This window comes from Tsukamurella sp. TY48 (assembly GCF_019656655.1).
Lineage (GTDB): Bacteria > Actinomycetota > Actinomycetes > Mycobacteriales > Mycobacteriaceae > Tsukamurella > Tsukamurella strandjordii.
In genome coordinates, this window is sequence record NZ_BPMV01000001.1 from 2,070,644 (window position 1) to 2,087,088 (window position 16,445).

15 protein-coding genes, 1 tRNA gene and 1 other RNA gene are annotated in these 16,445 nt (G+C 67.3%); 10 read left to right on the forward strand and 7 right to left on the reverse strand.

All coding sequences use genetic code 11. The features are described from left to right. Positions 1 to 694: 694 nt before the first annotated feature. The 4 genes from TTY48_RS21465 to TTY48_RS10075 all read left to right on the forward strand — a co-directional run bounded on the left by TTY48_RS21465 (position 695) and on the right by TTY48_RS10075 (position 5,025). Complete coding sequence (locus TTY48_RS21465; protein ID WP_220657358.1) at positions 695 to 3,199, forward strand: DNA/RNA non-specific endonuclease; 2,505 nt, start codon at positions 695 to 697, stop codon at positions 3,197 to 3,199. Between the two features lie 14 nt (positions 3,200 to 3,213). Then, positions 3,214 to 3,789 (forward strand): SMI1/KNR4 family protein, encoded by a 576-nt coding sequence (locus TTY48_RS10065; protein WP_220657359.1) that lies wholly within the window; start codon positions 3,214 to 3,216, stop codon positions 3,787 to 3,789. Positions 3,790 to 4,048: 259 nt separating this feature from the next. Next, complete coding sequence (locus TTY48_RS10070) at positions 4,049 to 4,387, forward strand: helix-turn-helix transcriptional regulator (RefSeq protein ID WP_220657360.1); 339 nt, start codon at positions 4,049 to 4,051, stop codon at positions 4,385 to 4,387. Then, complete coding sequence (locus tag TTY48_RS10075; protein WP_220657361.1) at positions 4,384 to 5,025, forward strand: SRPBCC family protein; 642 nt, start codon at positions 4,384 to 4,386, stop codon at positions 5,023 to 5,025. Before TTY48_RS10070 ends, TTY48_RS10075 begins: the two co-directional genes overlap by 4 nt. 7 nt (positions 5,026 to 5,032) lie before the next feature. Here the strand turns inward: TTY48_RS10075 and TTY48_RS10080 are convergent, their stop codons facing one another. Both TTY48_RS10080 and TTY48_RS10085 read right to left on the reverse strand, forming a co-directional pair. Further along, entirely contained in the window at positions 5,033 to 6,640 is a 1,608-nt protein-coding gene (locus TTY48_RS10080; RefSeq protein ID WP_220657362.1) for a PE-PPE domain-containing protein, read from the reverse strand. Between the two features lie 114 nt (positions 6,641 to 6,754). After that, positions 6,755 to 7,672 (reverse strand): LysR substrate-binding domain-containing protein, encoded by a 918-nt coding sequence (locus tag TTY48_RS10085; RefSeq protein ID WP_220657363.1) that lies wholly within the window; start codon positions 7,670 to 7,672, stop codon positions 6,755 to 6,757. A gap of 92 nt (positions 7,673 to 7,764) precedes the next feature. Between TTY48_RS10085 and TTY48_RS10090 the strand changes: the two genes are divergently transcribed. Next, positions 7,765 to 8,622: a sulfite exporter TauE/SafE family protein gene (locus TTY48_RS10090; protein WP_255585611.1), complete on the forward strand. Its 858-nt coding sequence runs from the start codon at positions 7,765 to 7,767 to the stop codon at positions 8,620 to 8,622. 127 nt (positions 8,623 to 8,749) lie between these two features. After that, on the forward strand, positions 8,750 to 9,208 hold the full coding sequence (locus tag TTY48_RS10095; protein ID WP_220657364.1) for an XRE family transcriptional regulator: 459 nt from the start codon (positions 8,750 to 8,752) through the stop codon (positions 9,206 to 9,208). 26 nt (positions 9,209 to 9,234) lie between these two features. Here TTY48_RS10095 and TTY48_RS10100 read toward each other — a convergent pair whose 3' ends face one another. From TTY48_RS10100 to TTY48_RS10115, 4 genes are all read right to left on the reverse strand, one after another. Continuing rightward, positions 9,235 to 10,080 carry an alpha/beta fold hydrolase gene (locus TTY48_RS10100; protein ID WP_220657365.1) on the reverse strand — a complete coding sequence of 282 codons (846 nt, stop codon included), beginning with the start codon at positions 10,078 to 10,080 and terminating at the stop codon, positions 9,235 to 9,237. A 131-nt stretch (positions 10,081 to 10,211) separates the two neighbouring features. Then, entirely contained in the window at positions 10,212 to 11,372 is a 1,161-nt protein-coding gene (locus tag TTY48_RS10105; protein WP_220657366.1) for an MAB_1171c family putative transporter, read from the reverse strand. A gap of 7 nt (positions 11,373 to 11,379) precedes the next feature. After that, on the reverse strand, positions 11,380 to 11,841 hold the full coding sequence (locus tag TTY48_RS10110) for an ImmA/IrrE family metallo-endopeptidase (RefSeq protein ID WP_220657367.1): 462 nt from the start codon (positions 11,839 to 11,841) through the stop codon (positions 11,380 to 11,382). A gap of 132 nt (positions 11,842 to 11,973) precedes the next feature. Then, a complete protein-coding gene (locus tag TTY48_RS10115) occupies positions 11,974 to 12,819 on the reverse strand; it encodes an alpha/beta fold hydrolase (RefSeq protein WP_220657368.1) in 846 nt (281 codons plus the stop codon). A 90-nt stretch (positions 12,820 to 12,909) separates the two neighbouring features. On the opposite strand from TTY48_RS10115, the gene TTY48_RS10120 reads away from it, so the two are divergent. Next, positions 12,910 to 13,569 (forward strand): SUMF1/EgtB/PvdO family nonheme iron enzyme, encoded by a 660-nt coding sequence (locus tag TTY48_RS10120; RefSeq protein ID WP_220657369.1) that lies wholly within the window; start codon positions 12,910 to 12,912, stop codon positions 13,567 to 13,569. A 77-nt stretch (positions 13,570 to 13,646) separates the two neighbouring features. Beyond that, positions 13,647 to 14,417 (forward strand): hypothetical protein, encoded by a 771-nt coding sequence (locus TTY48_RS10125; RefSeq protein WP_220657370.1) that lies wholly within the window; start codon positions 13,647 to 13,649, stop codon positions 14,415 to 14,417. Positions 14,418 to 14,877: 460 nt separating this feature from the next. Here the strand turns inward: TTY48_RS10125 and TTY48_RS10130 are convergent. Beyond that, positions 14,878 to 14,963, reverse strand: a tRNA-Ser gene (locus TTY48_RS10130). A gap of 61 nt (positions 14,964 to 15,024) precedes the next feature. Here TTY48_RS10130 and ffs point away from each other — a divergent pair. Beyond that, positions 15,025 to 15,119, forward strand: an RNA gene (gene ffs / locus TTY48_RS10135) — signal recognition particle sRNA small type. A gap of 31 nt (positions 15,120 to 15,150) precedes the next feature. Then, the gene (locus tag TTY48_RS10140) at positions 15,151 to 16,431 is read left to right on the forward strand and encodes an aminotransferase class I/II-fold pyridoxal phosphate-dependent enzyme (protein ID WP_374758687.1); all 1,281 of its coding nucleotides are present in this window, start codon (positions 15,151 to 15,153) and stop codon (positions 16,429 to 16,431) included. Positions 16,432 to 16,445 lie beyond the last annotated feature (14 nt).

Genomic DNA, 16,445 nt, shown 5'->3' on the forward strand with positions numbered 1-16,445 from the left:
CGGATCGAACTGGCCTCCGGCGCCCTGGTTGCGCTCAACTGCCCAGCGCGAGCCCGGCTGAGACTGAGCTGGTGGATACGTCTGTGGCTGCGGCGTCTGGTGGTGGCCGGTTCCGGTTCGGAGCCCCGGCGGGAGAGGGCGCATCCCGACCGCAGCCCGCTCGTTCTGGGCGGCCTCGCAGACCTGGGCGCTGTATCGGTTGCGGGTCGATCAGGCCATCATGGCTTTATTGATCATTCTCGCGGTGATGGTCGCCCTCGGGCTCGGTTTCACCCTCGCCGCATTCTTATGGTCGGCCACATGAGCGGCGGCATGGACACCGCCTGCCAACGTGCCGGGTTTGGGTGGTTTTGCAGGGATATAGCGGAGGGCTATATCCCGGCATATCGGGCCGTTCGGATATAGCCCCGCCCCTATATCCCCCGAATTTACGCCGGTTTACCTGCGCAGACGCGGTTGTCACAGTTTGGGTGCTTGACAAGACCGTGGTGCTGGGCGAGGTTGGCCGGGTTCGTCCCAGTGCGGGGCACTCTCCCTCTCTTTCAGCCTGGTTCTGCGGGCTGGTTTCTGTGTGTGGAAGCGAGTTGATGTTCTGATGGCCGCAGCGCATGCGCGAGGCAATCCCACCTCCCGACCCGGCAGTACGCCGCGCGGTAGTCAGCCACTGGGCGCGAGCAGCCCAGGCTCGGGTTCGGTGGCCCAGCAGCGCCTCCAGGGTGCGTTCTTGACCGTCATCGGGTTGGCTGGTGCGTTCGGTGGTGTGCTGTTCTCGATCGAGGCCCCCCGGTTCACTCCCGTCCCGGCCGTGTTCTTGACGTTCTGGTTGGTGATGGTGATCGTCGGGCAGGTCCTGATTGCCGGGCTACGCAAGCTCTGTGCTGCGGGTGTGGGTGCTCCGGCTCCGGGGCAGGTGCGCGCTGCCGCCGGAGTGGCGGCGATTGTGGTCGCGGTCGGGATGAACGGCCTCGCCACCACCACAGGAGTGGGTAGCGCGGTGGCGGCGCCGTGCCCCGGCGGAGGGCCGGCGACCTGTGGCCCTACTCCGGGGCCAGAGTTGACGTTCACCCCGCCGGCGCAGCAGACCGCCGCCCCCGGTCAGCAGCCCGGGCAGCAAGGCCCGCAGCAGGACAACAACGGTATCGCTACTTCCCCCGCCGGCAGTGGCGGTAGTAACGGGGACAATATTCAAGCTCAAACCCCTGACTTCGGCAGCCCGGGTCAGCCGAGACCGAACATCCCCGGCAACGAACAACCCGCCCAAGGGCAGCAGGGACAGCAGCTGAATCCAGTTCGGACTACTGCGCCCGGGCAGCCGCAGCAGACCAGGCAGCAGCAGACATCGTCCGGGCAGGCTTCGGCGTCGCGGCCGACGGTAACCGTCACCCAAACCCAGTCCCAGTGCCCCACACCCGGCGCAGCCGGAACTCCCGGCGCTCCCGGCAACCCCGGCGCTGGCAACCCCGGCGCCGACGGCCCTGACGGTGGCGGCGAGGACGATGGCGCCCCGTCGTGGGCGTACCTCGTCGGAGAGGCCAGCGCGTTGCTGACAGGTCGGCGACGGCCCGGCAGCACGGCTGGTGGCGGCGGTGAGGTGCCCGGTCTATCCAGCGGCGGTGGTGTGACGGAAGCGCCGACGAAGTGGTCGGCTGGATCTGCGGCACGCCCTGTTGAGTTCATCGACGCTGACCTCAATTCGGGGGAGTTGGCTGCCGATACAACAAATGACGGCGGTGCGGATGAGCGTGGCAAGACGGAGACGAAGTTTAGTGACTCGATCACCGTCGAAAGAGACAACGCTTTCCTGGATGAGCTGCGGAACATCCCGCTGCAATACATGAAGGAAGACGGTGGGAAGGGCGCGGACGGTAAGGAGATCATCGTCACGCAGCTCCCGAACGGTCAGGAGATGATCCAGGAGAACGGTGTGACCAGCATCATCGGTACTCCGAAGCCTGGGCAGCAGGCGCGTGACCCGTATCCAGTGCAGGGCGCGAACCAGGTGAGCACTGCCGATAACGGCAACGGCACCACCACGGTCAATCAGACCGACAGCTCGGGTACGCCGTCGTCGGTGACGGCCTCGGACGAGGAAGTCAACCGGGCGTTGGCTGAGCGGGCACGGCAGGCGGCAGCCGACAAGGCAGATCGGGACTCCCGCCGCCGCCGCGGTCCTCGGCCGGAGCCGAGCGAGTTGGCTACACAGCCGCGCGATGAATCGCTCGATGATAAGTGGAACTCCGTCATCACGCCGAACCCGAAGACACCAACAAAGAGCCTGCCCGCGCGCGTCGGCAACGCCCTGAAAGACACCGGCAAAGGCCTACTCACCCTCGTCGGTCTCGGCGGTGAAGGCGCCCCCAGTGTGGGTGAAGCCTGGAAACAGGTCGGCAAGGGCCTCATCGCCTACGACGAGTTCGCAAAGGGTGAATACTTCGTCGGCATAGGGCTTGTGCTCACCAACTTCCTCGGACTTAAGGGCCTCGGGTCACTGAAGAACGTGGCCCGCGCCCGCGAAGCAGCCGAACTCGCCCGCGCAGGCAGCAAAGTCGGAGAAGAAGTCAGAGCAGGGCTATCAGCAGCCAAAACAGCAGAAGACTCCGTCAAAGCAGCCGGAAACACGGCGAAAGCAGCAGCGGAAGCCGTACAGAATGCTATAACAGGTGTCCCCAGTAGAGGTGTCAACGGATTCCCGACTCCACGTTCGATTAGGACTCCTAGCCGCCCCCGCGTCACACGCGACATTATTGATTCTATGGGGGCGAGAATCACGACGTGGGCTGATGGTGGGCGACTCAACTTCAATCCATTGAATGGACAGGCATTCACCGGTATACAGGCTTCTATAACCAAGGACATGCTGGGTCAGGGAAGTAAAGCCGCAGGGAATATTGCGCCACCCGGGTGGAACCCTTTGATGGCCTGGCCCGGGGGGAATCTGCAGCGCGGTCATGCGCTAGCAAACATTCTCGGAGGGACGGGCCGAGATGCCCGCAACCTATTCACGGTCACGAAAACAGCCAACGATGCTATGCAGAAGATCGAGGCGGAAGTGCGACGTGCTGTTGAGTTGGGCAAGGTGATAGAATACACCGTGAAGCCAGTTTACGGAAACGGCATCTCAGCTCCGCCGACCAAGCTAGTAATCAGCGCTATGGGAGACGGGCTAAGCATCCTTCGAACGATTACGAACATTCCCTAAAGGAGAGGTGCGCAATGGAAGCTATATCGAGACTGTTGGAGATCGTCCCTCCTCCTGCAGAACCACCGAGTCCTCAGGACTGGCAGGCCGCGGAGGCGCAGTTGGGCAGTCCCCTGCCTGATGACTACAAGGATTTCATCGGTACATACGGTCCTGGGTCATTCTGGGGAGAGCTAAATATTGCGCCGCCTCTCTGGATCGCCAACGAACGTGGGAAATCGCCTGGAGCAGTGAACTTTCTTCACGACATTTCTGAGGAGCGTCCAGACTACGTTGATGTCGCAGGCAACGGAGCAGGTTCTTTCGATGAAATTTACGGAGATAGAGACGATTCCTATTTGTGGCTAGGGTTTTCGGGAACCGGACAGAATTTGTTTTGGCGCACGACAGCACCGGACCCAAATTCATGGCCCGTAGTCGTCACCGACAACGCTTCCATTGATTATGAGGCTGGTGGTATTGTCGCCTATCTAGTGGAGCTTCTGAGTGGACGCTTTCCGTCTGCGGCATTCGATGCGGAGTGGCTCGATGAAGTTCAAGGGGAGGGGCGGTCGCCGTTTACGCGTGTTGAATACAATCCGGAGTCGTGACCTAGGGAAACCGTACTTTCATATGTGCCCCCTCCTAGGGGACTTGGCGTCGGGTTCCGATCGTTCATGAGAGAGCCTGGCGACTAACTCGTTCTCCCAGGGGGCGCATGTAACGCGGCATGTGTCCGCAACAATGTCGTGCACTCGTCCAGTCGCGAGGCGTCGTGCATCGCGCGGCAACGTCCTCCGGGCGTGCCTACCCTGAAGATCCATGATTTCACTCTTGACTTATATAAGTGAAGGCTGAAATACTCGGCGGGTGCACGCATTCGACGTCCTCGGCGACCCGGTCCGCCGTCACCTGCTCGAACTCCTCGCCGACGGCGAGCGGTCGGCGGGTGAGCTGAGCGACGAGGTGCGGGCGCGCTTCGGAATCAGTCAGCCCGCCGTCTCCCAGCATCTGCGCCAGTTGCGGGAGTCGGGCTTCGTCACGGTGCGGCCCGAGGGGGCGCGCCGCCTGTACGCGGTGCAGTCCGAATCGCTGCGCGAGGTGGACGACTGGCTGGTCCCTTTTCGACGCTTCTGGGAGCCGAAATTCGCGGCCCTGGGTACCGAGATCGCGCGCGGCAAACGCACGCGCAAGCAGGAGGAATCATGACCTACGACATCGACGAACTCGCCGCGGCGGCGCCGGACGCCGTCTCCCGCACGGCCGAGGTCCGCGACACCGGCGAGGGCGACGTCTTCGTCTCCGCCTCGCTGAGCCAGACCTACCCCACCGACCCCGCCGACCTGTGGGACGCCGTCACCAACGCCGAGCGCCTGCCCCGCTGGTTCGCGCCCGTGCACGGCGATCTGGAGCTGGGCGGCCGGTTCCAGGTGGAGGGCAACGCCGGTGGCACCGTGCTCGAATGCGAGGCCCCGCACCGCTACCTGGTGAGCTGGGAGATCATGGGCGGCGCCTCGAAGGTCGAGGTCACGGTGACCCCCGACGGTGACGGTGCCCGGCTCACGCTGACCCACTTCGGCGACAACGCACGAGACTTCTACGAGCAGTTCGGCCCCGGCGCCACAGGCGTCGGCTGGGACCTGGGCCTGCTGGGCCTGGCCGCTTACCTCACCACGGGCCAGGACCGCCCCGAGGACGCCGAGGCCTTCTTCGCTACTGCGACGGCGAAGTCCTTCGTGGCCGCCTCCGCCAAGAAATGGGCTGAGGCCACGGCCGCCGCGGGAGTCCCGCAGGAGCAGGCCCGCGCGCAGGGCGAGCGCACCGCCGCGTTCTTCTCGGGAAGCTGACGAGGGCCTAGGCCGCGGCGGCCACCTCGACCGGAGCCTCGGCCGAGGAGCTGGACTTCTCGGAGCCGGTGTCGCTCTTCGCGGAGCCGGACGAGGCCGAGTCCTTCGCCGACCCCGTCGAGGTGCTCCGCTCGGTAGCCGCCGTGCCGGTGCCCGTGGTCTCGGCGGTCCCGGTGCTCGGGGACTCAGAGGCCTTGGCTCCGGTGTCCTTCGTGCCGCTCGATGCGGTGCCCGACGCGGTGCCGGTCGCGGTGCCGGTCCCGCTCGATGCCGTACCGGTGGAGCTCGTGGTCGTCGTCGGGGCGGTCGCCGCGGTGGTGGCGGCGCCGGTCGTGGCGGTCACCGCCGAGGTGGACGCCGATCCCGAGGTGACCTCGGCCGAGACCCGCTGCGGTGCAGTCACCGTCGGCTCGCCGGCCGCGGTCACCGGTGCGACGGTGGTGGGCTCGGTGGGCTTGGTGGCCAGGTAGCGCGATGCATCGCCGGTCCCGGTGGCGGCGGCGCGGACGCCCTCGACCACGCCGCCGGCGAGGCCGGCGGTCACCGCGAACGGGTTCACCAGGGGTAGCAGGCCGAAGGGCGTCTGCCGGCCGTAATCGTCACGGGAGTAACCGGTCTCGATGAGGACGCGTGCCACCGGCGAGACGAGATCGACGAGCGGTCGCACGAGTCCGGTGGTGCCGGTGGCGGCGGCCAGGTCCAGCAGCGGCAGCATGATCGGCAGGATCGTGGCGGGCAGCGTCACGTAGCGGGTGTCGCCGCTCACCTGGCAATAGGTTGCCGCGGTGCAGTTCTCGGTGGCCGCGGTCACGGCCTTGCGCACCTGGTCGGGGGTGTAGCCGATCGGTGTGGCGTTGGCCGGATCGTCGCCCTTGGGGGTGAGGTACTTGCCGTGCACGTACCAGAAACCGGCGAGCGCGTTGGCAGTGGCGAGCAGGTTCACGGGGTAGCGCGGGAAGTCGGTCACGCCGTCGTACTGGAAGGCCACGTCGGTGGTGTTCACCGTCGTGGAGGTGTTGGTGGGCGTGCCCGGCTTGAAGGTCACGTCGAGGATCGGGATGTGGCCGAGGAAGGACGGGCGCGAGAACAGGCCGCCGTTGGGGCGGCTGGCGTTGCCGATCAGCACGAACGAGACGTTCTCGGGCACGCCTCCCGGCTGCGCCGCGAACTGCTGCTTGACCTCGCTGACCACGGTGCCGCCCTGGGAGTAGCCGAAGATCACGATCGGCGAGGTCTTGTCGGCGGCGCCGTACGCATCCTTGAGGCTGGTGACGCCGCTGGCCACCGAATCGTCCCACTTGGCTCCGCTGAGGCCGCCCCAGCCCTTGAGCGGGATCGGCCAGAACTCCGCGATGTACGGGACCGGGGTGGCGGAGCATCCCTGTGCGCAGGCACCGGTCGGCGCCACGTAGTAGCCGACGGCGTTCTCCTGGTAGTTCGGCACCGGTGCCGGATTCTTGGTGCCCGTGCCGGGGACCACGAGCACGGTGGTCGCGGCCCAGACCACGGCACCCGCGAGGGCGGAGCCGACGGTGAGCGCGATGGCGCTCAGCAGCGCGATCAGCCCGGTGGCCAGGCGGCGGCGGGGGCGGTACGTCGATACGAACTCCGGCATGGATCGCTCAGCTTTCGGCAGGAAGGGACGGACTTCGCCGATCAGCCTGGCACAGTGTTCGTCATTGCATCGGCCGATGATGACCGGATCTCACAATATTCATCGATCGCTTGCTCAGCCTTCATCATCGAGGTGCCCGCGGCCCGCCACGAACCGCGCGAACTCGGCGGCGGGCGTCCTCTCGTCCCCCGATGCGGTCACCACCACGACCGATCGGACGGCCGCCGCATCGGTCAGCCGCACGTGCCCGTGCGGGAAGGGGGGATCGCCGGGGGCCGGGCCGGGCACCAGCGCCAGTCCGAGGCCCTCCTGCGCCATCGCGCGGGCCATCGCCATGTCTTCGGTCTCCAGCACGATGCGCGGCTCGAAGCCCGCGCCCAGGAACAGTGCGTCGGTCGCGGCGCGCGTGCCCAGGCCGGCCTGGGCCAGGATGAAGCCCTCGTCGGCGAGCTCCGCGAGCGTCACCTCGTCCCGCCGGGCGAGCGGGGAGTCGGGCGGCGGCACCACCACGAGGGCCTGGTCGAACAGCGGTGTCACCGTGAGACCTTCGCGCTGCGGGGGTGGTGAGACGAGGGCGGCGTCGATGCGCCGCGCGGCGACGGCGTCGAGCAGATCGTCGGTGACACCCTGCTCGAAGACGAACCGCACGTCCGGGTGCGGGCGCCGATAGGCCGCCACGATCCGCGGGACGAAGGAGGCGCCGAGTGTCCGGATGAAGCCGAGCCGGATCAGCGGGACGGGGGAGGCCTTCAGGTCCGCGCGCTGCAGGCCCAGCGCCAGATCGTCGAGGGCCCGCTCCGCGTAGAGCGCGAGCTCGACGGCGGCGGGGGTGGCGACGATGCCGCGACCCTCGGGCGCGAACAGTCGCAGGCGCAGCCGGCGCTCGAGCCGGTGGATCGAGCGACTCACGGTGGTGGGGGTCAGCTGGAGGTCTGCCGCCGCACCGGCGAAGCTGCCGGTCCGCATGACGGCATGGAACTCGGTGAGCCCGGGAGCGAGGGCGTGCTGCCGCGCGGACGTCGATTGCTGCATATTTGCATCGTAGCGCTGCAAAAGATGCTGTTTTCATACCGAACGCAGAGCAATAGCCTGGGAGTAGTTAGCCAAGCGATGAAAGGGGCGTCATGACCCAGGCAGCAGCCGCCGCGACCGTGGGTTCCTCGGTGACCGGCCCGCAGATCCCCGGTCCGCGCCGGTCCGCATCGATCGGTTTCCTCGGGGGGATCTCGGGAGGCCTCCTCGGTGGTGGTACCGGTGTGGTCACCGTCCCCGCCCTGGACCGGCACTCGACCCTCCCGCGGCACGTCATCCACGGCACCTCGACCCTCGCCAACGTCTCCGCCGCGCTCGTCGGCTCCATCGTCTACGCCCTGCGGGGCGGTCACGTCGACTTCGTGCCCGGTATCGGTCTGATGATCGGCGGAGTGGTGGGCGCCTATGTGGGCGCCCGCTGGGTCTCGAAGGTCCCGGAGGTGGTGCTCCGGTCGCTGTTCGTCCTGGTGCTCGCGCTGTCGGCGACCAAGTTCCTGTTGCAGGGCTTCGGCATCCAGGTCGGCTCGTCGTCCGGCCTGTTCCACGGCACCGCCGTGATCGTCTCCGTGGCAACGGTGACCGGCCTTCTGGTGGGTGCGTACTCGGCGGCGATGGGCCTCGGCGGCGGCCTGCTCGTGGTGCCGGTGATGGCCGTGCTGTTCGGCGCCAACCTGCACACCGCGGCCGGAACCTCGCTGCTGGTGATGCTGCCCAATGCCATCGTCGGGGCGGTCACCCACATCCGGCACGGCAGCGCCGACCTGCGCGTCGGCAAGCCTCTCGCGCTCGCCGCGCTGCCCGGCGCACTGGTGGGCGTGAGCCTCGCGCTCGCCCTTCCGGAGAGAGGGCTCGCCGTGGTTCTGGGTACCTTCATGGCCTTCCTCGCGGTGCGCGAGGTGCTCCGCTGGCGGCGGTCGGCGCGGGCAGCACGCCTCGCCGAACAAGCCTGACCTGGTACTACACCCCCACTCGGTCCGCTCGGGCCGGAGGTCTGTCCGGACCGTGACGGGAAAGGAGCGCGCTGTGTTCCCCGCGAATGATTCGTCGACGAAAACGACTGGTAGTAGAATTCCCGTCATGGCAAGCGGGGAGATGGCGGCGGGGGCGGAGGCCCACCTGCTCGCTCAGCGCCTCAACGCGCTGTACGAACGCGAGGCGAAGGCGGGGCGCCCCCGCACCAACAACGCGATCGCCCAGGAGCTCCGGGACCGCAATCCCGGATTGCGGGTGTCGGGCGGGTACCTCTCGGCGCTGCGCAACGGAGGCCGCGCCAACCCGTCGATCGAGCTGCTGCGGGCCCTGGCGTCGTACTTCGAGGTTCCGATCGATCACCTGACCGCGCCGAGCACCGACGACGAGGCCGCACTCGCAGCCGAACTGGTGATGCGGGAGGCAGGAATCCGCGCACTCGCGCTGCGGGCCGAGGGCCTGGGTGAGGCGAGTCTGGCCAGCATCGTGGCCATCATCGACAATGCGAGGAAGCTGGAAGGCCTGCCGGCGGCGGGCGGCGCAGCACACAACCCGGCCGACGAGTAGTCGGCCGGGCTGCGGGCGGGATCGACTCAGGCGGCTGCGGGCAGCTGCTCCAGAGTGTCGAAGTGGCGCAGGATCTCCGGTGCCGCGGCACGGATCGACGCACCGTGGTCCGCGTCCTCGAGCACGGACAGGCGGGCGCCGGGCATGGTGCCGGCCAGCAGCCAGGAATCGGCCAACCGCTCGGTGTCGTGCTCGCCGGCGAGGAACAGCGCGGGCGTGAAGATCCGTGCGTAGTCGTCGATCTCGCGGCCCTCGTCCAGCTCCTGGGAGTCGAAGAAGGCTGCGAGAGCGCCGGGCTCGTTGGTGCGCAGACGATCGCGCGCCGCAGCGCTCAGCGGGCGCTCGCGCTGCGTGTCCCAGTGGTCCATGAAGGTGTCCATCGAGCCACTGTCCAACGCGGCGCGGGCGCCCGGGAAGAACACCCGGTCGGCCATCGAGGGCTGCGGGCGGTGCGAACCACCCACGCACACCATAGATTCCAGTCGTCCGGGTGCGAGGAACGGAATCCGCAGCGAGGTGCGTGCGCCGAGCGAGAAGCCGACCGTGTGGAACCGGTCGAAGCCGAGCAGATCGGCGATGCCGAGCAGATCGCGGGCCATCGTCTCGATCAGGTAGTCCTTCGGATCGCGCGACTTGTCGCTGGCGCCGTGGCCCAGCATGTCGACCTCGATCAGCGGGCGCTCGCCGTGCAGGGCGTCCGTCACTCCGATGGAACGCCAAACGCCTGCGGACTGGAAGGTCCCGTGCAGCAGGAAGACCGGGGTCATATCGGCCGCGCGGTCGGCGGCCGGGGTGTAGCGGTAGGAAATCCGGACGCCGGTGGGCCGCCGGAAGGTTGCAGTTCGGGTTTCGACGACGGATTTCTCGTTCATGGCGAGTACCTCGGGGTCGTACGGGCATCCCCGTTGCGGGGGAGGAGGACGACGTCCGGCGGCGTCGGCGGAGCGTCTGCACACCAAGGTATCTACTGACAGTAGAAATCGGTAGTGACCCGAATCACTTTTTAGGTTTGTTTACGATCCGTTAACGCCCGGTATTCCCGGGCCACCGAGCTCACCCACGAAATCTGCTGGTCAAGAGATAGATCGGGCCTGCGAGTGATGCCGCCGAACCCGCACTCACCCTCGATCCCCGTGTCTGATTTATGCATCTGTAACACCGCCCCGCGGATCTCCCGAGCGAACTCGGCGCTCGACTGTGGGTGTGATCGCTCCTCGACGCCGGGCAGCAGCGGCGCCAGGTGCAGCAGCCCGTCGTGGATGTCCACCATCATTCGATACACGCGGATCTCCGCGTGCGCGGCCGCGAACCACGGCGAGGGAATCGCTCCCCGGGTGGTGTTCAGATCCGTCCACAGCGGAGTCAGGGCGCGGCAGGTGCGGCGCGCTCGGGCACTCCGCGTGGCGTCGAGCCATCGGTGCCGCGCCTCGGGATAGGCGAAGCCCACCGCCAGTAGGAGCGCCGCGAGGATCGCCGTGGGCGCCGTGAGGTATTCGAGTGCCACGGGCGGGGTTCCGTGCGCACTCGACATGGCCTTCGCCGCCTGGTTGGCGGCGAAGACGAGATCGAGGACCACGCCGGCGGAGATGATCGCCAGGGCGGTGCGCAGCGTGGGGGTGAGGCCGTCGCCCAGTCGATCGGTGTGGAACCGGCAGGCCCCGAGCAGGATGATCAGGCCGATCGCGAGCGACCCCGCGTAGGTGAACACCAGTGCCGCCCCGGTCGGTTGCTCCGCGAGCTTCGCGCTGACGGAACCCACGAGATCCGTTCGCGGCGTGAGCCACCACAGCACGATCATCGTGACGGTGCAGGCGATCGCGGCACCGCCCAGGGTGAACCCGAAGGCGCGGGACACCGAGCCGTGCCGCCACGTTCGGGCCACCAGGATCATCGACGCGCACCACAGCGGCGAGATGGAGTAGGTGATCAGCAGTGACGCGGAATCGGCGAGGACGGCGTTCACTCGGCGCACGATCCACGGTGCGGCACTGGCGAATCCGAGTGCCTTGAGAGCGAAGGACAGCGCCAGCCAGCGGCGCACCTGTGCGGCCCTCCCCGGGGTGAAGCAGGTGGCGGCGATCAGCAGGGCTGCGAGTGCGCAGGCCAGCGCCGCCCCCGTGAAGAGGGCGTTGTTCAGCGCGACGACGGTGGGCGGCGGCGGCATGGCGGGTTCATCGCGACAGCAGGTGCGGGGCGAGGGTGGCGATGAGGCCGCCGTCGTCGGCCACGCGGTCCGCGGTACGGCCGCGCTCGCGACGCACCTGCGCGAAGGCCGTCGCCAGCAGCTCGGCCTCCTGCTCCTGCGCAGGATCGGAGTGCGCGCTGCGCAGCAGCATCGGACGCTCGACGGCACGGTCCAGGTGGCCGCACAGCAGGTGGCTGAGCTCGTGGAAGATCACGTGTTCGGTGAAGAACGGGGGCAGGCCGGTGGCGTGCACGATGGTGTCTCGATCGCGGCCGCCGAGCACGGTCCCGGTGATTCCGGTGCCGGTGAGGTCGGTGGCGGCGATGTCGATCGGCCGTCCGCGGCGCTCTGCCACGAGCTGCACGAGTTCCGGTGCCGTGGACCAGCCCACACCCAGGCCGCGTGCGAGCCGCATCGCGTCGGCGAGGTCGATCACGGTCCACTGCATCACTGTCTCCGGTGCGGGGGCATGGGTGCGGATGCCACCCGAGGGTAGTGACAACCGGGCCCGCGCGCAGCGGAAGCAACTGTTTTGTGAGGGACCACACTATTCGGGCATGTCGCCCAAACGGGACGGCTCTCAGTCGGCCTCCGCCGCGGCGAGCACCCGGGTGAGCCGGTCCGGGAGCAGGTGCGCGCCGTCGGCCTCCAGGGTCACCGCGTCGTCGCCGAACACGGTGCGCGCCCGGGCCGCGGCCCGGGGACCGTCGAGCATCCGGTCCCGCGCGCCGAAGGTCGCCGTCACCGGTGCCGAGATGGCAGCGAGCACCGCATCGTCGAATTCGGGCAGGCCGTCGGTGCGCGGTGCGAAATTGCGGAAGGTGAGCCCGCTGAACGCGGCCAGATCGGATTCCAGGCCGGGTTCGCCCGATGGGTGCCAGCCGGTGAAGTAGCTCATCGCCCGCCGCCGCCCGGGCTCGCCGAGCAGGCTCAGCAGACCCGCCACGAACAGCGGGGCGATGCGGCGCGGACCGAGCCCGCCCGGTACGAGCAGGCCCAGCGCGGACACCCGCGACGGATGCGCCGAGGCGTAGTCGAGTGCCACCCAGCCGCCCAGCGATTCCCCGATCACCGTCGCTCGCTGCGCCGCCAGCGCCTCGGTCACCCCCGCCAGCCACGCGGCGTGCGCTCCGGGGTCGAGCGGAAGCCGGGGGACGACGGTGCCGCCCGGCTCGCCCGGCAGGTCGATCGCGTGCACCCGGCGCGAGGCCGCGAGGCGTGGGATCTCCGCGGTCCAGTTCAGCGAGGTCCCGCCGGAACCGTGCAGCAGGATCACGGGCGGAGCGTCGGCGGGGCCGGCGCTGAGCACATGCGTCCCATCGACGACGGTGCGCTCCACCTCGGGCAGGTACTGCGCGATCAACCGCGCGTATTCGTCGTGCACCGCGCGGGCTCCCGCGTCGCTGCGGAACCGTGGATCCGTCACCGTAGGACTCCTCTCCAGAGGCTCTAGTCTCGCCTACTCTCGGGAGATTTTCGAGATCGAGCGCGACCCCGCCGCGGTGGTACATCGACGGTGTTCCACTTACAGATCAGGACGACTGCCCGCAACGCGAAGATCGCATCACCGGAATTGTGGTGGTGGCTCATCACCGAAGATGCCAACTGGTATCAGCCGTTCGGCCCCGGCTCCAGTGTCGTCGAACTCGATGACCACCCGGTGGTACATATCTCGCACGCTGATGCGCTCGCATACTGTCGCTGGTCCGGACGGGCGCTGCCCAGTGAGGCGCAGTGGGAAGCTGCAGCCCGAGGAACTCTCACCGGACAGCCCTATCCATGGGGCGGCCAGCCACCCACCGATGCGGACGAGCCGCGAAAGCTGAATATATTCCGCGGTACCTTCCCCGGTATTCCGCCGGAGTACCCCATAGGGACGGTTCCGGTGCGCTCATTCGCGCCCAATGACTTTGGGCTCTACAACACTGTCGGCAACGTGTGGGAATGGTGCGCAGATACTTTCGCTACCGGTACCTACCGCGAGCGCGCCGAATCCGGGCAGTTAGTCACCGACCCCTTCGTTCGCGATCCCGCCGCGCCGGATCGCGTGCTGCGGGGAGGTAGCTACCTCTGCAGCGCCGGCTACTGCGCCCGCTACCGCACCAGCGCCCGTGGCCACGCAACTCCACTGACCACCAGCACCCACATCGGATTCCGCACCATCGCCGCCAGCTAAGCAAGGCGAGGCAAAGGCCCGGTCCGCGGATAGAATCACTAATAACCGCAGCATCTTTCGGACGGAAGACAGAAGACGTGCGCACAGACATCATGGAACAGCTCACCAGCCGAACGCTGGCTCCGATCTACGACCTCAACAAAGTTCCTGCGAACGTTCCACAGACCTGGATCGACGCCGCCCGGCTAGGCGGCCCCGAAGGTGTTCGCTCCTTCCTTGACGATCCCGACAACGCAGCGTTGCGCGAAACACTCCCGCTGATGACGAGCTACATCTACGAGTACGCAGTTGACCTGTTCATCGCAGAATTCAGGCGCCCCGACCATGAAAACGCCAAGCCAGAGCCTGTCCTCGCCTATGCGTTTCTGGCTCACGATGAACAAGAGCCCTACCTGACATTAAGAATCGGTCCCCTTCCATGGATCGTTGATTATCCGGATGGTTACCCGGCCGACCTCAAGCAACTTGCGACGGTTCACGCCGGATTTTTCGATGACTGGACGTTCGGCGGACCTGCGCCCGTCGACGTGTTTAAACCACTCGGTGGATTGCACCTAGAGAAGATGGAACGGAAGATTGCCGCCGCGGACACCGATCTGTTCCCCTTCGATTTTCAAGACGAGCACGGCAACAGTGTTCCGAGATCGGAGCTTCCCGACATCCACAGCTTGTGTCCTGTGTGGAGTCTCGGAGATAGAGAGTGGGTTCGGTTCCTGTGTGTGGACCGCACCTCTCAACAGGTTTGGTTCGTAATTCCGTCTGAAGAAGTGAGCCGAGAGTTCGGAACGGCTTCGAAGTACATCGATGACGCCGTAGGCACGTCGTTCTCCCGCTATGCCGACGCTTAGCTCGAACCCTGCCCCCTTCGGGTGACTGCGAACCGTCTCATGTTGATCTTGCTGGGGCGGCCCTAACGCTGAATCGATTCGCTTGGTCGATCTCAGAAGTTCTGTCTTGCCGTGTTAGCTGCTGGGACGCAACAGCGCGGATGCCAGCCCGACGCCACAAACGCTAGACCAGCGGGACGCGACGTGGCGTGCACGGGTGGAAGTCAACGGGGAGGGCGCTCTTCTCGGTGTTTGACCCGGCGCGGCCACTCTGACGGCCGAGTGGGGGCACAGCCAAGCGCTGCGGCGGCACAACAGCGACATGATCGGCCTCTCGGTGCTCCGCGCCGCGTACGCGCCACCCAAAGACTGAGGTCGCACCAGGCGGCGCGAGCCATGGCGATGGTCCTGGCGGTACGCGCACCGAGCCACTCAACGAAGAACGGTCCGCGACCATGCTGGTCGCGGACCGTTCTCGCGGCGGAGGATAGGGGATTTGAACCCCTGAGGGCTATTAACCCAACCCGCGTTCCAGGCGAGCGCCATAGGCCACTAGGCGAATCCTCCGTCGACCATCCTAGACGACGGCCCCCGTACACCCGAAATCGGCCGGACCCGTATAGTGGTGGACGGACTCCGCGCGGCGTCCATCCTGTGAACTCCCCCAGGGCGGGAACGCAGCAAGGGTCAACGGGCTCTGGCGGGTGCGCGGAGTCCCCTTTCATGTTCGGGGCTGATTCCGTCGGAGGCGCGAATGTCCACCTATGTGTCCATGAGCCAGGCGGAACTCGCCGCCGTGCACACCGACCTCACGGCGATGTACGACAAGCTCAAGGCTGCCGGCCTGAAGCTCGATCTCACCCGCGGCAAGCCCGCCCCCGATCAGCTCGACCTGTCGAACGCGCTGCTCGCGCTGCCCGGCGAGGGCGACTACCGCGCCGCCGACGGCACCGACACCCGCAACTACGGCGGCCTCGCCGGCCTCCCGGAGATCCGCGCGATCTTCGGCGACCTGCTCGGCATCGACCCCGCCCAGCTGTACGCGCAGAACAACTCCAGCCTGGAGATCATGCACCGCCTGATCACCCTGGCCTGGATCCACGGCACCGTGGACGGTGAGCGCCCCTGGAGCGCTGAGCCCACGGTGAAGTTCCTCTGCCCCGCCCCGGGCTACGACCGGCACTTCGCGATCACCCAGGAACTGGGCATCGAGATGATCGTGGTCCCGATCAACCCCGACGGCCCCGATATGACGGTGGTCAAGGAGCTGGTGGCCAACGATCCGGCGATCAAGGGCCTGTGGGCCGTGCCGAAGTTCTCCAACCCCACCGGCGCCGTGTACTCCGAGGAGGTCACGCGCGAGCTGGCCACCATGCCCACCGCGGCACCCGACTTCCGCATCTTCTGGGACAACGCCTACGCCGTGCACCCGCTGGAGGGCGACGCACCGTCGGACCCCGACATCCTGGGCTTCGCCGCGCAGGCCGGCCACGCGAACCGTCCCTACGTGCTGGCCAGCACCTCGAAGATCACCTTCGCCGGCGCCGGCGTCAGCTTCCTGGGCGCGTCCGCCGAGAACCTCGCCTGGTACGGCAAGCATGTGGGCCTCACCTCGATCGGGCCCGACAAGGTGAACCAGCTGCGGCACGCCCGCTTCTTCGGCGACGCCGACGGGGTGCGCGCCCACATGCGCCGCCACCGCGACCTGCTGGCCCCGAAGTTCAGCCGGGTCCTGGAGATTCTGGAGGAGCGGCTCAGCGAGGCCAAGGTTGCGTCCTGGAGCGATCCCAAGGGCGGCTACTTCATCAGCCTCGACGTGCTCGACGGCACCGCCAAGCGCACGATCGCCCTCGCCAAGGAGGCCGGGATCGCCCTCACCGCCGCGGGTGCGACCTTCCCGCTGGGGGAGGACCCGCACGACCGCAACATCCGCCTCGCGCCGTCGTTCCCCGGCATCGAGGAGCTGGAGACGGCCATGGACGGCGTCGCCACCTGTGTACTCTTGGCTTCTGCTGAAAAACTGATGCAGCAATAAGGATCTTGAGCAGG

What these genes read in the sequence shown, in the direction of transcription:
- TTY48_RS10065 (WP_220657359.1), top strand. Translation starts at nt 3,214, where the DNA reads ATGGAAGCTATATCGAGACTGTTGGAGATCGTCCCTCCTCCTGCAGAA.
- TTY48_RS10075 (WP_220657361.1), top strand. Translation starts at nt 4,384, where the DNA reads ATGACCTACGACATCGACGAACTCGCCGCGGCGGCGCCGGACGCCGTC.
- TTY48_RS10080 (WP_220657362.1), bottom strand. Translation starts at nt 6,640, where the DNA reads ATGCCGGAGTTCGTATCGACGTACCGCCCCCGCCGCCGCCTGGCCACC.
- TTY48_RS10085 (WP_220657363.1), bottom strand. Translation starts at nt 7,672, where the DNA reads ATGCAGCAATCGACGTCCGCGCGGCAGCACGCCCTCGCTCCCGGGCTC.
- TTY48_RS10090 (WP_255585611.1), top strand. Translation starts at nt 7,765, where the DNA reads ATGACCCAGGCAGCAGCCGCCGCGACCGTGGGTTCCTCGGTGACCGGC.
- TTY48_RS10095 (WP_220657364.1), top strand. Translation starts at nt 8,750, where the DNA reads ATGGCAAGCGGGGAGATGGCGGCGGGGGCGGAGGCCCACCTGCTCGCT.
- TTY48_RS10100 (WP_220657365.1), bottom strand. Translation starts at nt 10,080, where the DNA reads ATGAACGAGAAATCCGTCGTCGAAACCCGAACTGCAACCTTCCGGCGG.
- TTY48_RS10105 (WP_220657366.1), bottom strand. Translation starts at nt 11,372, where the DNA reads ATGCCGCCGCCGCCCACCGTCGTCGCGCTGAACAACGCCCTCTTCACG.
- TTY48_RS10110 (WP_220657367.1), bottom strand. Translation starts at nt 11,841, where the DNA reads ATGCAGTGGACCGTGATCGACCTCGCCGACGCGATGCGGCTCGCACGC.
- TTY48_RS10140 (WP_374758687.1), top strand. Translation starts at nt 15,151, where the DNA reads ATGTCCACCTATGTGTCCATGAGCCAGGCGGAACTCGCCGCCGTGCAC.